Raw genomic sequence first — 13,362 nt, forward strand, 5'->3', positions numbered from 1 at the left:
GTGACGAGCCTCTAACCATCATCATGATGGCTGGCGTCGTTCTATTGATGAACAGATGAATGGCGCAATGTCTTTCGAGACAAAGCCCTGCGCGAGCTCCGGGCAGGGTTAAGTGAAAATTAAGCATTGCTTCGTTTCGGAGCAGATCGGACTTTTATTGTCCAATACCGCCGCCGAAAGCTTAATGCACTTTAAGCTTTGCTTCCTCGGCCGCCGCCATAAACTCCGCGCGGGCCTCTTCGACGGTCTTTCTTCCATCGAGTGCGGCGCGGCAGGCGCTGCGTGCCTTGAGATATTTCAGTCCGCGTACGGCAGGCCAGAGATCGGTCAGGCAGGTCAGCGCGTCAAACGGTCCGTTAACCGTGCGTGCTCCCGCCTCTTCGAAACCTACCTTGATCGGACTATTCCATCGTTCAGTTGCCATCGACGCTCCTCCAGCATGTCTCGATAGAAACATTGAATGAAGCCTTCGGGTTCCTCCGCAAAGGCATTCAGAATGCTAATATTCTAGCGAGATTTTTGCCGGCAGCAATGGCGCCGATTGGCGCGGGGGATAATGCTAAAGGAGAAAACTGGTGCTGCCGAGTGGGATTGAACCACCGACCTCACCCTTACCAAGGGTGTGCTCTACCACTGAGCTACGGCAGCAGGACCAGACGCGAGAAGCGGAAACGCTCAATTCGCGTGAACGGGGCGGCTATTGCCACAGCTTCGGCAGGAGTGCAAGCCGCAAATTCCAACTTATCTGGGAATAACGTCCCGCCCACTTTTGGAATGGCGCGAATTCGGGTAGTTCTGGGGGATGAACGAAGAGACTGAGAAGGCCCGGCAGAGCCGGAAAGCGGCCATGGAAGCCCAAGCGGCATTGCGCCGCGAACGGGCTGCCGAAAAGCTGAGAGAAAATCTTTCAAGACGCAAACAGCAAGTGCGCGCGCGCCGATCCGGCCAGGCGGACGAGACGAATGGGCTGCCCGCCGCAAAAATGCCTGCCGCAAAAATGGACGAATCGTAATGTTCGGTCCGCGACGAATTGAAGCGTGCGGGGATTTGCTCTAAAGACCCCCACTTCTTGCCTTGCCCCCACAGGCAAAACTTTTGAGGAAAGGCGGGCCTCGCCCGTAAGTGCACATGGATCGTATCAGAATTGTCGGCGGCAATGAGCTTAACGGCATCATTCCGATTTCCGGCGCCAAGAATGCCGCGCTGCCGCTGATGATCGCCTCGCTGCTGACGAGCGATACGCTGACGCTCGAAAACGTGCCCCACCTTGCCGATGTCGAATTGCTGATGCGCATCCTCGGCAATCACGGCGTCGATGTCGCCGTCAACGGCCGTCGCGAGCGTCAGGAAGATTCCTACGCCCGCACGATCCATTTCACCTGCCGTACCATCGTCGATACGACCGCTCCCTACGAACTGGTCTCGAAGATGCGTGCTTCCTTCTGGGTCATCGGTCCGCTCCTGGCCCGCGAAGGTCATTGCCGCGTTTCGCTGCCGGGCGGCTGCGCGATCGGCACGCGTCCGGTCGATCTCTTCATCGACGGTCTGACCGCGCTCGGCGCGACGATGGAAATCGATGGCGGTTATATCAACGCCAAGGCACCGCAGGGCGGCCTCATTGGCACACATTATACCTTCCCGAAGGTATCCGTTGGCGCCACGCATGTGCTGATGATGGCGGCAACCCTTGCCCGCGGCACGACCGTAATCGGCAATGCCGCACGCGAGCCCGAAGTCGTCGACCTTGCCAACTGCCTGAATGCCATGGGCGCGAAGATTTCCGGCGCGGGCACCTCGACCATCACGATCGAAGGCGTCACCTCGCTCTCGGGCGCGCGCCACCGCGTCCTGCCTGACCGTATCGAAACCGGCACCTATGCTATGGCCGTTGCCATGGCCGGCGGCGATGTCGTACTCGAAAATACCGATATTGCCCTGCTGGAAACGGCGCTGGAAACACTGCGCCGCGCCGGCGCGGACATCTCGTCGACCAACAATGGCATGCGCATCAAGCGTAACGGCGCCGGCATCCAGCCGGTCGATATCGTCACGGATCCCTTCCCGGGCTTCCCGACCGACCTGCAGGCGCAGTTCATGGCGCTGATGACCCGCTCTTCCGGCATCTCGCATGTCACGGAAACCATCTTCGAAAACCGCTTCATGCATGTGCAGGAGCTTGCCCGCCTTGGCGCAAAGATCTCTCTGTCAGGCCAGACGGCGAAGATTGAAGGTGTCCAGCGGCTGAAGGGCGCCCCGGTCATGGCGACCGATCTTCGCGCTTCCGTTTCGCTCGTTATCGCCGGGCTTGCCGCCGAAGGCGAGACCACGGTTTCCCGCGTCTATCACCTCGATCGCGGCTTTGAGCGGTTGGAAGAAAAGCTGACCCGCTGCGGCGCCATCGTTGAGCGCGTCAGCGAGTAAGAAAAGGGCGCTTGTGCGCCCTTTATCCCGGTTGCGTATTTGGTCTGAGCGCCTTATCTCCCTTGTCTGACAGATCGCCGCAGGTGCGGCTGAAAGACATGGGATAGAGGCTGGATGACCGACCTGAAGCTTGTTGCGCTCGATAGCGAAGACTTGGCCGTCATTTCCGCACATATACAGGACAGCGTCCTCAAGGTAGCCGATATCGACTGGTTGCCGCGCGACAAGCAGTTTTCGCTCGCTGCCAACCGCTTCGTCTGGGAAGAGGCGGCCCGCAAGCGCAAGGGTTTCGAACGCCGCCGCGCTGCTCTCGTTTTCAAGCGCGTGCTTTCCGTCCGCTCGATCGGCATCGACCGTGCTCGGCGCGACGACGTGCTGTCGCTGCTCGCCTTGCGTTTCGAGCAGAAGGGCGAGGGCCCGGAAGGCACGCTGGAGCTTTCGCTGTCCGGCACGGCTTCGATCGCCCTCGATGTCGAATGCATCGAAGTGCAGCTTGCCGATATCGGCGGCGCCTGGGAAACGACTTCCAAGCCGCGCCACCCTGGCACCTGAGCCTAACAGTTTCGATCAGAGAAGGAATACCGCTTTGGCAATCTGGCTCAATCAGGCATCCGATGGTTTTGAGCAGCGTTTCGCGGCTTTTCTGACCACCAAGCGGGAAGTCTCCGAAGACGTCAACGCCGTGGTACGCGCCATTATCGATGACGTTCGCACCCGCGGCGATGTCGCTCTCGCCGAATATTCGAAGAAGTTCGACAGCATCGACTACGCCACCGTGCCTATGCGTGTCACCGAGGAAGAGATCGACAATGCCGTCGAGGTCACTCCATCCGAAGTCCTCGGCGCGCTGAAGGTCGCCGCACTCCGCATTGAATCCCACCACCGCCGACAGCTCCCGAAGGACGATATCTACGAGGACGCCATGGGCGTGGGCCTCGGCTCGCGCTGGACGGCAATCGAAGCCGTCGGCCTCTATGTGCCGGGCGGCACGGCGAGCTATCCGAGCTCGGTCCTGATGAACGCCGTACCGGCGAGGGTTGCAGGGGTCGATCGCATTGTTATCGCCGTGCCGGCGACGGGCGGTTCGGTCAATCCGGCGGTGCTGGCTGCGGCCAAACTTGCCGGCGTCAATGAAATCTACCGCGTCGGCGGCGCGCAAGCGATTGCTGCCCTTGCCTATGGCACGGAAACGATCGCCCCGGTTGCCAAGATTACTGGCCCCGGCAATGCCTATGTCGCCGCCGCCAAGCGCCAGGTCTTCGGCACTGTTGGTATCGACATGATCGCCGGCCCGTCAGAAGTGCTCGTCATCGCCGACAAGGACAACAATCCCGATTGGGTTGCCGCTGATCTGCTCGCCCAGGCCGAGCATGACGAGAGCTCGCAGGCCATCCTGATCACCGACGACGAGGAATTCGGCAAGGCGGTCGAAGCGGCCGTCGAACGGCAGCTGAAGACGCTGAACCGTGCAGAGACTGCTGCGGCTAGCTGGCGCGATTTTGGCGCAATCATCCTTGTCTCTGATCTCAAGGATGCCATTCCGCTCGCAAACCGTATCGCCGCTGAACATCTGGAACTCGCCGTCGCCGATCCCGATGCCTTTGTGGACAAGATCCGCAATGCCGGCGCGATCTTCATCGGCGCCCACACGCCCGAAGTGATCGGCGATTATGTCGGCGGCTCCAATCACGTGCTGCCGACGGCGCGTTCCGCCCGCTTCTCCTCCGGCCTTTCGGTTCTCGATTTCGTCAAGCGCACCTCGATCCTGCGGCTCGGTCCGCAGCAGCTCCGTGATCTTGGCCCGGCAGCGATTGCGCTTGCCGTTTCCGAAGGCCTCGATGCCCATGCGCGATCGGTCGCGATCCGCCTGAACCTCGAAAGGTGAGGGAATGGTGAAGGACGACTTTCGGCTCTGCGACGTTGTCCTTGACGATACGATCGGCCGTTCGACTCCTGATGTCGAGCATGAGCGGGCGGTGGCGATCTTCGACCTGATCGAGGAGAATTCCTTCACACCCGTCGGCCATGCCGGCGGGCCCTATCGGCTGAACATCTCGCTGGTCGATTCCAAGTTGGTCTTTTCCATCACCACGGAAAACGGCGAGAATGTTGCAACCCATATCCTGTCACTGACGCCCTTCCGCCGGATCGTGAAAGACTATTTCATGATCTGCGAGAGCTATTACGAGGCGATCCGCTCGGCCTCGCCGAGCCGCATCGAGGCGATCGACATGGGCAGACGCGGCATTCACAACGAGGGCTCACAAACGCTGAAGGACCGTCTCTCGGGTAAGATCGATGTCGATTTCGACACCGCCCGGCGTCTCTTCACGCTGGTCTGCGTACTCTATTGGCGCGGATGACGGCGATGGAGCCGCACGTCGAAACGGAGGACGGAAAGCGGCCGGGCGCCATCCTCTTCATGTGCGGGCTGAATGTCATCCGCTCGCCGATGGCCGAAGTGATCGCCCGTAGCATTCTGCCTGGAAATACCTATATAAGGTCTGCCGGCGTTCGCGCCGGCGAACGCGATCCTTTCGTCGATGTCGTGCTGGAAGAAATTGGCCTGTCGCTCGGCCGTCGCCAGCCGCAGACGCTGGAGGAGCTCGAGGACGATTATTTCGACCTCATCATCACGCTCTCACCGCAGGCCCATCACGCAGCACTCGAGCTGACCCGCTCCAGTGCCGTTGACGTGGTCTACTGGCCGACCATGGATCCGACGGTCGCGACCGGAACGCGCGAGCAGATATTGGACAGCTATCGAGAGGTTCGCGATCACATCGCCGGCCTCATCGAAAGCCGGCTACTCAAGAGAAATGGCATCGCCGCGCAATCGGCGTGAAACAAAAGATAGAAAGCCCGATCTACGAGGTTCACAAATCCCCGTTGATTGTGTAGTTTCCGCGCAAATTTTGAGGCGCCCAGCGCCGCTTTACCCAACACACAGGAAGAAAACCCTTATATGCCGAAAGAAGAAGTCCTCGAATTCCCGGGTATCGTGACCGAACTTCTGCCGAATGCGACATTCCGCGTGAAGCTCGAAAACGAGCATGAGATCATTGCCCACACCGCCGGCCGCATGCGCAAGAACCGTATCCGCGTTCTCGCCGGCGACAAGGTTCTGGTCGAAATGACGCCCTACGACCTGACGAAGGGCCGCATCACCTACCGCTTCAAGTAAGCTTGGTCTGCGAAGCTCCCCGGAGTTTCCGCTCCCGCCTGCCGATGGTCGAGGTTCCATGGCGCTGAAATACAAGCTCATTCTGGCCTCGGGCTCGCCCCGCCGCGTCGATCTGCTCAATCAGGCCGGCATCGAGCCTTCGCGCCTGATGCCGATGGATATCGACGAGGCACCGAAGAAGTCGGAGCATCCACGCTCGCTCGCTCGCCGCCTCTCAGGCGAAAAGGCGGAAGCGGCACTTGCCGCCATCAAGGGCGACATCACCTGGAAGGGCAGCTATATCCTGTCCGCCGATACGGTGGTCGCTGTCGGTCGCCGCATTCTCGGCAAGGCGGAATTTGCCGATGAGGCGTCAAACTCGCTGCACCTGCTCTCCGGCCGCAACCACGTTGTCTATACCGGCATCTGCCTGATCACGCCCGATCGCAAGGTGCGCCACAAGATCGTCGAGACGAAAGTGCGCTTCAAGCGCCTGTCGAGCTTCGAGATCGAAAACTACATTGCCTCGGGCCAATGGCGCGGCAAGGCCGGCGCCTACGGCATCCAGGGGCTGGCTGGCACCTTTGTGCAAAAAATGGTGGGCTCCTACACCAATGTCGTGGGACTGCCGCTTTACGAAACCATTCTGCTTCTGACCGGCGAGGGCTTCGATGTCCACAGCCGTTGGCCCGAGGGCTGATCTCCCGCTAGAGTGCCGTGCGTTCATTCGGGGCGCACAAAGGACGCTCTAGCTTGTTGAATCTACTCATCAGGCTTTCCGAAAATCGGAACGATTTTCGGGCTGATGTTGTAGGAGGAAACCATGTCTGATGAAATGAAGACCGACGGCAAGGTTGAGCCGCTGCGCAAGACGCGCCCCTGCCCCGAATGCGGCAAACCGTCGAACCGCGAACACTATCCCTTCTGTTCCAACCGATGCCGCGAAGTGGACCTGTCACGCTGGCTGACGGGCTCCTACGCCATCCCCGTGGCCGACGACGAGACGAAGGCGGATTATCCCGACGAGGAAAACTAGAGCAATTCCAGCAAAAATGTGCAGCGGTTTTTGCGTCCGTAATTGCGTGAAGACAAAGGAACAGAGCAGGTTTTCCACCGCGAAGCCTTTATTTTTCCTCGCAAATCGCCAAAATCCGCAGGACCGTCAAAAAACTATCATTTGATGCTTGCCATGGGCGAACAAGATGCTATAACCCCGCTCGCTTCCGGGGCGAACCAAGGCCCTGACATTCTCAAGCAGGATGTTTCCTAGGAAGCATGGCTAGCCCAGGTAGCTCAGTTGGTAGAGCAGCGGATTGAAAATCCGCGTGTCACTGGTTCGATTCCGGTCCTGGGCACCATTCAATCTCTGAAGCATTTCTATCCAAACATACATGGCATTGTAGAATGCGGTGTATCCACCTTTGTGCGCTCGGTAGGCGCGACTTCACGACTTCATGAGCGGCCCGCCTTTTGAGGCTCATCATCATGCAGGAAGCAGATATCGATCCTCAGGGGAGAAAATGTTTCCAACTGGTTGCGGATCTAACCTGACTGGGGTAGCGCCGTACACTGAACCCTGCGCCATCTTCACCTCCTCTGCACAATCCCGCGTAACCCTCGGACCTTAGTCCGTTTCGGATAGGCGCATTTTTGCGCATGATCCGAATTGGATCGCAACAATGGGGAGGATACTGTGATCTACGAAAAGCGGAATATTACCGACAGTCCGAAAGAACGGACGCTCTTCGAGAGGGAAGCAGCGGATGCCCTCAACAAGCATTATCGGCGTCCGATCGCTATCTGGTTTTCCTGGCAGCCAGGGCAGAAGCCTAACACCATCGATCTGCGGGCCACTCCCCAGGTACTAACTCAAGCTGAGAGTCGAGGTCCGAGAGGGCTTCCATGATTTGAGAGACCGTGCCGAACGAGCTGCGGGATGATGCCCATGCAAACTCCCGACCCTTTGCGTTGACGTTCGACGGCCGGCTTCGGCTCGCATCGGCTGCGAAGCTCCGCACCGCAACGTTAAACGGAAATGTCGTGCGGTTCCTCAACCGGCCCGAATTCCGGCGGACGAGAGAATGGCGAAGGTCCGAGGTCGAAGCTTGAGAACCAGCCCGGCGGTCCGTATTTTGTTTCGTCGCTCAAATTAGGCGGCGGAAACAGTCCGGCAAACTTCGCGTAGGATATCATCACGCCAAAAAACAGCGTGAGGACGAAAGCGACTTTCTTGGCTCGGGAGACATCATCTTTTTGCATTTGTTTGCCTGCGGACAACGACATCGAACCAGTTGGTACGAAAATCGTGTCAGGAAATTGTCGAAACGAATATGTGATTGCAACCGGGGCTCTTAGGTATTGCATTCCGTTGGAACGTCGCCGGAATTTTCGCTCCAACAGGCAACGGACGGAACCTCTCGCGACCATTTCCGTTTATGGCCCATGGCCCGTCAAACGTTCTGGAAAGGTTACCTTAAGCTCTCGCTTGTCACCGCGTCCGTTTCACTGACGCCGGCGACGACGGAGTCGAGCAAGGTGCGGTTTCATGTATTGAATCGCGCAACGAAAAACCGCGTCGAAAGCCGCTATGTCGATAGCGTCACACACAAGCCCGTTGCCGAGAGGGATCAGATGAAAGGCTATCCGCGTGGCGAGGACGACTATGTTCTGCTCGAGGACGAGGAGATCGAAGAGGTGGGGTTGGAAAGCACGCGCACAATCGATATCGATACTTTCGTGCCGCGCGGGTCGATCGATTGGATCTGGTACGACAAGCCGCATTTCCTGGCGCCGGAAGACAAGGTCGGCATTGAGGCCTTCTGTGTGATCCGCGAGGCGATGAAAGCCAACGATGTCGTCGGCATCGCTCGGCTGGTGCTTTACCGGCGAGAGCGTGCGTTGCTCCTGGAACCGCAAGGCAAGGGCATCATTCTCTGGACGCTGCGTTATGGAGACGAGGTGCGCGAACCGGCCGCCGAACTCGATATGAAGGCGAAGGTCGATAGCGAGTTGCTGACCCTGATGAAAAAGCTGGTCAAGGAAGAGACGAAGGAATGGAGCCCTTCGATGGTACAGGATCCGGTTCAGAAGCGGCTGAAGGCGTTGATCCGCAGCAAGGAAAAGAACCTCAAGAAGGCTGCCCCGGCTCGCAAGCCTCCACCGGTGAAATCGACGGGCAATGTCATCAACATCATGGATGCACTGAAGAAGAGCCTGGCCGCTGAAGGCGATCGCGGGAAGTCGCGATAATCTTAAAAAGTCCGCAGGGTTGGAAGTGAAGCCCTATCGCTTCCGCTTCTGCAATGGCTTTGCCGCCGCAAAGAACCCATCCCAGGGATCCTTGCTAAGCGCATCGAGCCGCGCCGGCGTATTATCGACCGTGAAATAGGCGGGGCCGATTGCGGTGGTCAGTTCACTCCATTCCAGCGGCATGGAAACGGCCGCACCCGGGCGAGCGCGCGCGGAATAGGCGGCAACGGCGGTGTTGCCGCGGCCGTTCCGAAGATAGTCGATAAAGATCTTGCCGCTGCGCTTCGCCTTGGTTGCGGTTGCAAGATAGCGCTCGGGATCATCTTGCGACATGCTGTCTGCCAGCCATTTGGCAAAGCCCTTCACATCCGCCCAATCGGCCTTCGGCTCAAGTGGCGTCACTACATGCAGGCCTTTGCCGCCGGATGTTTTGACAAAGGCTGCAAGGCCTTCACCTTCGATGCGCTCCTTCAATTCGTAAGCTGCCGCTATCACATTTTCCCATGGCACATCCTCGCCGGGATCGAGGTCCATGGTGACCATATCGGGTTTTTCCCAATTGTCCGTCGTCGTGCCCCAGGGATGGATTTCCAGCGCGGCCGATTGCACCAGCGCCACGACACCGTCGAAATCGGTAATGCGCAGCAGCTTCTCGCCACCCTTGTCTTTGGGGTCGGTAATTTCCTCGATATAGTCGTTCATGCCTTTCCAGGCATGTTTCTGGAAAAAGCGCTGATGGCCGGAAATCCCATCGGGCAGGCGCAGCAGGGCAAGCGGCCGGTTGACCACATAGGGCGCCATGAGGTGCCAGACCTGCGCATAGTAATTGGCGAGACCTTCCTTGGTGATGCCTTCATCCGGCCAGTAGATGCGGTCGGGATGAGTGAGCTGCACTACCGATTTCGGCAGGTTTTTCGCGGTCGTCTTTTCCATCTCGCGCACAACGTCCTTTGCCGGCTTGTCCTCCCGCAATCCGCGGAAGGCCGCGTGGCGCAGATTACCATCCGCCGACCATGCGCGGAACTCCACTTCGGCAACGAGCTGCGGCTTGACGTAATGCAGGCCACGCCGCTCCTCGGCGGTCAGCGTGTCGTCGAAGGAATTCTGCTTCATCTCCATCGCCGAGAGCCGCTCGTAAAGCATCTGCGCCGTCGCGACTGTGTAACCAGTGCCGACGCGGCCGACATGCTTCAGCGCGCCATCCTCGTAATAACCCATGGCGAGCGAGCCGATGGCATTCTTCATCGCGGTCGAGGGCACATAGCCGCCGATGACGAATTCCTGCCGCTGCGAGCATTTGGACTTGATCCATTCACCGTTGCGGCCGGAAATATATTTGCTGTCGCGCTGCTTGGAGACGACGCCTTCGAGGCTGAGCCGGCAGGCGTGATCCAGCACCAGCCCGCCGTTCTCGTTGAAATGCGTGCTGTAACGCAGCTTGCTGCTATCTTTGGGAACCACGGTCTCCAGCAGACGTTTGCGTTCGAGGAGGCTTACATCGAGCAGGCTGTATCCGTCGAGATGGAGCAGGTCGAAAGCATAGAAAACGAAGCGGTCGTAACGACCTTCGCTAAGGTCGTGCTGCAGGGCGGAGAAGTCCGACGCGCCGTTATCGCGCTCGACGACGAGTTCACCATCGATGACGGCCGTTTCGACCGGCAAAGATGCAAAGGCATCGACAAGGTCCCTGCCGAATTTCTCCGTCCAGTCGAGACCGCCGCGTGTGAGCATCGTCACCCGCCCATTCTCAATCTTCACCTGCAGCCGGTAACCGTCGAACTTGATCTCGTGGATCCAGCCCTCACCGGCCGGTGGCTTGGGTTTCAGCTTGGCGAGCGCCATCTCGATGAAGTCGGGCATATCAGCTTTTTTCGCGCCCTTCGGCCAATCCCGCTCTTGTGGGGCAGGGGACTTTGCCCTTCTCGCTGGCGGCGCCTTGGCCTTTGCGGCAACGGCCTTGCCACCCTCCGGTCTGGAGTGCCAGGTGGCATCGGGATATTCCGCCACCTCTTCGAGTTGCCGGCCGGTCTTGGCGGATTCGGGGCGCTCTTCGAGGATATCGGCTTCGCCCTCACGGCGGGCTTCTTCGTCGTCGCCCTTGATGAGCAGCCAGTTTTCGCGCTTCTCGCCGGGTTTTCCATGCATGCGCACCAGATGCCAGCGCCCCTTCAGCTTCTCGCCGTCGAGTTCGAATTCCATGTGCCCCTTGCGATAGGCCTTGTGCGGATCGCCGAGCGGCGTCCAGCTGCCGCGATCCCAGACGATGACCGTGCCGCCGCCATACTGTCCCTTTGGAATGATGCCTTCGAAATCGCCATAGGAGAGAGGATGATCCTCGACATGGACGGCAAGGCGCTTGTCTTCGGGGTTAAGGCTCGGTCCCTTGGTGACGGCCCAGCTTTTCAGCACGCCGTCCATCTCAAGGCGGAAATCATAGTGCAGGCGGGTGGCGTCGTGCTTCTGGATGACGAAACTGTTGCCTGTCGCCCGGCCTTTCCGGCCGCGCGGCTCCGATGTGATCTTGAAATCGCGTTTGGCCTGATAGGTTTCGAGCGCCATGATCAGCTCGCTTTTCTGCTGGTTCTATCAGAGGTCTTGCGTGCGGCAGGCTTCTTCGCCGGCGCCTTGCCGCCCATTTTTGCACTTTGGCGCAGCGCCTCCATGAGATCGACTACCTTGCGCTCCGGCTCGCGCTTGCGTTTCGGCGGCGCCCGCCCTTCGATCTTGGCTTTCACCAGCTCGACGAGCGCGGCCTCGTAGCGGTCGTGGTATTCACTCGGGTCGAAACGGCCCTCTTTGGTGCCGATGATATGGCCGGCAAGCTCCAGCATCTCCTTGTCGAACTTGATATCGGGAATGTCCTTGAAGACGGAGCTTGCCGAGCGCACTTCATAGTCGAAGTTCAGCATGGTCGCGATGATGTGGTCGTCATGCGCGCGGACGAGCAGCGTGCGATTGCGGCGGAAGAGCACTGCTTCGGCAAGAGCTGCCACCCTGCCGTCAACCATGGCTCTGGCAATCAATGCGAGGGCTTCCGCATCATGCTCGTCGACTGGTGCCAGATAGTAGGGGCGGTCGAAATAGAGCTTGTCGATCCCGTCGAAGGGAATGAATCCCTTCACGTCAAGCACCTTCTCGCTTTCGGGCATGATCTCCGATATCTCATCACCTTCGATGAGGATGTAGTCACCGCTCTCCGTCCGATAGCCCTTGACCTGATCGTCGCGCTCCACCGGCTTGCCGGTTTCGCTGTCGACGAACCGCCGCTCAACGCGATGGCCAGTCCTGCGGTTGACGATGTTGAAAGAGACGCGTTCGGAAGAGGAAACGGCGGTATAAAGGCCAACGGCGCAAGCAAGGTCGCCGACCTTTAGATGGCCCTTCCAGCTTGCGCGTCCCGCCATCGTCTCCTCCGTTCAGAGCCTGCTGTTGCTTTTGTCGGTGTCGATCTGCTGGAATTTCCAGCCGCTTCCATCCGGCGCCGGGTAGGCGAGCAGCGCATCGCCCTTGCCGATCTTCTGGCGCGCGGCTGCGTTTCTTGCGCGATCCATCGCCTGTTCTGCTGTGGCATAGGGTTCAGACAATGTATCACCGAGCTTGTAGGCCCAGCCATTGTCATGCGGAACGATCTGATAGGTGATGTCGGCCATGTGCTTTCCTCCTTGTCAGCCGTTCTGGTCATTCATTGCCGGGACGAGCGGCTGCGCCGCTCGTCAAGCGCGATGATCTTTTCAAGCGATGCTATATCCTCGCTGGTGACGACAGGAACCGGATCGGCGGCGATCGCCTCCAGTACTTCCTTGGATACCGCACCGTTGCGGATTGCCCATTCCAGCGTCTCACGTGTCTCCCGCTCGGCCTTGAGCTGGGCATAGAGCGCGACGATCAGCCGGTCGCGCGCATCCATACTGCTGCGTTTGCGGTCGATCTTGCGGATGCCGGGCATGGGAAAGTCCTGCCTTCATGAGGTTTTTCAGGTGAAAAAACCGCTGAACAGAGGAAAGGTTCCGCTGAGCGGTGCAACGAAAATCAAAATCGCCGCATTGCGGGTTTGCGGCCGAGACACTATCTGAAAGCTCTATTCAATAGAGGATTACAATATGGCCGATCTCAAGGCGCGTCCCCGTCCCACAGGTGCAAGTGCCGTTCTTGGTCGTACCGGTTTTCCGCACGTTACGTCGGTCACCGGCGGTGAGATCGATATCGTCACCAGCCCATCACAGCCGGGCTTCAACCCGCTCGACCTGCTCTATTCCTCGCTTTCGGCCTGTCTCGTGCTGAGTGCCCGCATGGCGGCAAGCCAGCTCGGCGTCCTCGACAAGATCACCGAGATGACCGCTGATGTGACCGGCGAAAAGGCGGCGGAAGGGCTGTCGCGCGTCGCCAAGTTCAACATCATCTTCTCCATCAAGGGCGATATCGACGAGGAAACGCGCCGCAAGATTGCACATATGGCCGAAGACGAAATCTGCACCGTCAGCAACACCATCAGAGGCACTCCGGATTTCGCAACCACGATCTCCGGCTGA

General features: G+C 59.0%; 17 protein-coding genes and 2 tRNA genes. 12 read left to right on the top strand and 7 right to left on the bottom strand.

The annotated features are described in order from the left end of the window. Positions 1 to 181: 181 nt before the first annotated feature. On the bottom strand, positions 182 to 424 hold the full coding sequence (locus AB4Z13_RS11965; protein ID WP_007821147.1) for a DUF982 domain-containing protein: 243 nt from the start codon (positions 422 to 424) through the stop codon (positions 182 to 184). 149 nt (positions 425 to 573) lie between these two features. Beyond that, positions 574 to 648, bottom strand: a tRNA-Thr gene (locus AB4Z13_RS11970). 154 nt (positions 649 to 802) lie between these two features. Here AB4Z13_RS11970 and AB4Z13_RS11975 point away from each other — a divergent pair. From AB4Z13_RS11975 to AB4Z13_RS12020, 10 genes are all read left to right on the top strand, one after another. Further along, positions 803 to 1,012: a hypothetical protein gene (locus AB4Z13_RS11975; protein ID WP_310378927.1), complete on the top strand. Its 210-nt coding sequence runs from the start codon at positions 803 to 805 to the stop codon at positions 1,010 to 1,012. Positions 1,013 to 1,128: 116 nt separating this feature from the next. Next, positions 1,129 to 2,421, top strand: coding sequence for a UDP-N-acetylglucosamine 1-carboxyvinyltransferase (gene murA, locus AB4Z13_RS11980; protein ID WP_007821142.1), 1,293 nt, complete (start codon positions 1,129 to 1,131; stop codon positions 2,419 to 2,421). Between the two features lie 114 nt (positions 2,422 to 2,535). After that, on the top strand, positions 2,536 to 2,973 hold the full coding sequence (locus AB4Z13_RS11985) for a DUF2948 family protein (protein ID WP_439014064.1): 438 nt from the start codon (positions 2,536 to 2,538) through the stop codon (positions 2,971 to 2,973). Between the two features lie 34 nt (positions 2,974 to 3,007). Then, the gene (gene hisD / locus AB4Z13_RS11990; protein ID WP_439014065.1) at positions 3,008 to 4,306 is read left to right on the top strand and encodes a histidinol dehydrogenase; all 1,299 of its coding nucleotides are present in this window, start codon (positions 3,008 to 3,010) and stop codon (positions 4,304 to 4,306) included. A 4-nt stretch (positions 4,307 to 4,310) separates the two neighbouring features. Then, the gene (locus AB4Z13_RS11995; protein WP_310378921.1) at positions 4,311 to 4,784 is read left to right on the top strand and encodes a UPF0262 family protein; all 474 of its coding nucleotides are present in this window, start codon (positions 4,311 to 4,313) and stop codon (positions 4,782 to 4,784) included. After that, the gene (locus tag AB4Z13_RS12000) at positions 4,781 to 5,266 is read left to right on the top strand and encodes an arsenate-mycothiol transferase ArsC (RefSeq protein ID WP_310378919.1); all 486 of its coding nucleotides are present in this window, start codon (positions 4,781 to 4,783) and stop codon (positions 5,264 to 5,266) included. The genes AB4Z13_RS11995 and AB4Z13_RS12000 overlap by 4 nt, the downstream gene beginning before the upstream one ends. Positions 5,267 to 5,386: 120 nt before the next feature. Further along, positions 5,387 to 5,605: a translation initiation factor IF-1 gene (gene infA, locus AB4Z13_RS12005; protein ID WP_003545338.1), complete on the top strand. Its 219-nt coding sequence runs from the start codon at positions 5,387 to 5,389 to the stop codon at positions 5,603 to 5,605. Positions 5,606 to 5,663: 58 nt separating this feature from the next. Continuing rightward, positions 5,664 to 6,284 (top strand): Maf-like protein, encoded by a 621-nt coding sequence (locus AB4Z13_RS12010; protein WP_113325745.1) that lies wholly within the window; start codon positions 5,664 to 5,666, stop codon positions 6,282 to 6,284. A gap of 123 nt (positions 6,285 to 6,407) precedes the next feature. Continuing rightward, entirely contained in the window at positions 6,408 to 6,620 is a 213-nt protein-coding gene (yacG, locus tag AB4Z13_RS12015; RefSeq protein ID WP_007821130.1) for a DNA gyrase inhibitor YacG, read from the top strand. 246 nt (positions 6,621 to 6,866) lie between these two features. Then, positions 6,867 to 6,942: transfer RNA gene (locus AB4Z13_RS12020), tRNA-Phe, on the top strand. Positions 6,943 to 7,609: 667 nt separating this feature from the next. Here the strand turns inward: AB4Z13_RS12020 and AB4Z13_RS12025 are convergent. Then, on the bottom strand, positions 7,610 to 7,843 hold the full coding sequence (locus AB4Z13_RS12025; protein ID WP_113321824.1) for a hypothetical protein: 234 nt from the start codon (positions 7,841 to 7,843) through the stop codon (positions 7,610 to 7,612). Positions 7,844 to 8,026: 183 nt separating this feature from the next. Between AB4Z13_RS12025 and ku (AB4Z13_RS12030) the strand changes: the two genes are divergently transcribed. Continuing rightward, a complete protein-coding gene (gene ku / locus AB4Z13_RS12030) occupies positions 8,027 to 8,833 on the top strand; it encodes a non-homologous end joining protein Ku (protein ID WP_439014066.1) in 807 nt (268 codons plus the stop codon). Between the two features lie 33 nt (positions 8,834 to 8,866). Here the strand turns inward: ku (AB4Z13_RS12030) and ligD are convergent, their stop codons facing one another. From ligD to AB4Z13_RS12050, 4 genes are read right to left on the bottom strand one after another with little or no spacing between them, the layout of a single operon-like run. Next, complete coding sequence (gene ligD, locus AB4Z13_RS12035) at positions 8,867 to 11,392, bottom strand: DNA ligase D (protein ID WP_439014067.1); 2,526 nt, start codon at positions 11,390 to 11,392, stop codon at positions 8,867 to 8,869. Positions 11,393 to 11,394: 2 nt separating this feature from the next. After that, positions 11,395 to 12,237, bottom strand: a complete 843-nt coding sequence (gene ku, locus AB4Z13_RS12040) for a non-homologous end joining protein Ku (RefSeq protein WP_439014068.1) — start codon at positions 12,235 to 12,237, stop codon at positions 11,395 to 11,397. A gap of 12 nt (positions 12,238 to 12,249) precedes the next feature. After that, entirely contained in the window at positions 12,250 to 12,483 is a 234-nt protein-coding gene (locus AB4Z13_RS12045; protein ID WP_439014069.1) for a DUF2188 domain-containing protein, read from the bottom strand. Between the two features lie 32 nt (positions 12,484 to 12,515). Further along, positions 12,516 to 12,779: a hypothetical protein gene (locus AB4Z13_RS12050; protein ID WP_113321830.1), complete on the bottom strand. Its 264-nt coding sequence runs from the start codon at positions 12,777 to 12,779 to the stop codon at positions 12,516 to 12,518. Positions 12,780 to 12,933: 154 nt separating this feature from the next. Here AB4Z13_RS12050 and AB4Z13_RS12055 point away from each other — a divergent pair, with 154 nt between their 5' ends. Then, positions 12,934 to 13,362, top strand: a complete 429-nt coding sequence (locus AB4Z13_RS12055; RefSeq protein WP_113321831.1) for an OsmC family protein — start codon at positions 12,934 to 12,936, stop codon at positions 13,360 to 13,362.

This window comes from Rhizobium sp. YAF28, from assembly GCF_052113285.1.
In the GTDB taxonomy this organism is placed as follows: Bacteria; Pseudomonadota; Alphaproteobacteria; order Rhizobiales; family Rhizobiaceae; genus Rhizobium.

Excerpts from the sequence above, each read along its gene's own strand:
- AB4Z13_RS11965 (WP_007821147.1), bottom strand. The coding sequence starts at position 424 with ATGGCAACTGAACGATGGAATAGTCCGATCAAGGTAGGTTTCGAAGAG.
- AB4Z13_RS11975 (WP_310378927.1), top strand. The coding sequence starts at position 803 with ATGAACGAAGAGACTGAGAAGGCCCGGCAGAGCCGGAAAGCGGCCATG.
- murA (WP_007821142.1), top strand. The coding sequence starts at position 1,129 with ATGGATCGTATCAGAATTGTCGGCGGCAATGAGCTTAACGGCATCATT.
- AB4Z13_RS11985 (WP_439014064.1), top strand. The coding sequence starts at position 2,536 with ATGACCGACCTGAAGCTTGTTGCGCTCGATAGCGAAGACTTGGCCGTC.
- AB4Z13_RS11995 (WP_310378921.1), top strand. The coding sequence starts at position 4,311 with ATGGTGAAGGACGACTTTCGGCTCTGCGACGTTGTCCTTGACGATACG.
- AB4Z13_RS12000 (WP_310378919.1), top strand. The coding sequence starts at position 4,781 with ATGACGGCGATGGAGCCGCACGTCGAAACGGAGGACGGAAAGCGGCCG.
- infA (WP_003545338.1), top strand. The coding sequence starts at position 5,387 with ATGCCGAAAGAAGAAGTCCTCGAATTCCCGGGTATCGTGACCGAACTT.
- AB4Z13_RS12010 (WP_113325745.1), top strand. The coding sequence starts at position 5,664 with ATGGCGCTGAAATACAAGCTCATTCTGGCCTCGGGCTCGCCCCGCCGC.
- yacG (WP_007821130.1), top strand. The coding sequence starts at position 6,408 with ATGTCTGATGAAATGAAGACCGACGGCAAGGTTGAGCCGCTGCGCAAG.
- AB4Z13_RS12025 (WP_113321824.1), bottom strand. The coding sequence starts at position 7,843 with ATGCAAAAAGATGATGTCTCCCGAGCCAAGAAAGTCGCTTTCGTCCTC.
- ku (WP_439014066.1), top strand. The coding sequence starts at position 8,027 with ATGGCCCGTCAAACGTTCTGGAAAGGTTACCTTAAGCTCTCGCTTGTC.
- ligD (WP_439014067.1), bottom strand. The coding sequence starts at position 11,392 with ATGGCGCTCGAAACCTATCAGGCCAAACGCGATTTCAAGATCACATCG.
- ku (WP_439014068.1), bottom strand. The coding sequence starts at position 12,237 with ATGGCGGGACGCGCAAGCTGGAAGGGCCATCTAAAGGTCGGCGACCTT.
- AB4Z13_RS12045 (WP_439014069.1), bottom strand. The coding sequence starts at position 12,483 with ATGGCCGACATCACCTATCAGATCGTTCCGCATGACAATGGCTGGGCC.
- AB4Z13_RS12050 (WP_113321830.1), bottom strand. The coding sequence starts at position 12,779 with ATGCCCGGCATCCGCAAGATCGACCGCAAACGCAGCAGTATGGATGCG.
- AB4Z13_RS12055 (WP_113321831.1), top strand. The coding sequence starts at position 12,934 with ATGGCCGATCTCAAGGCGCGTCCCCGTCCCACAGGTGCAAGTGCCGTT.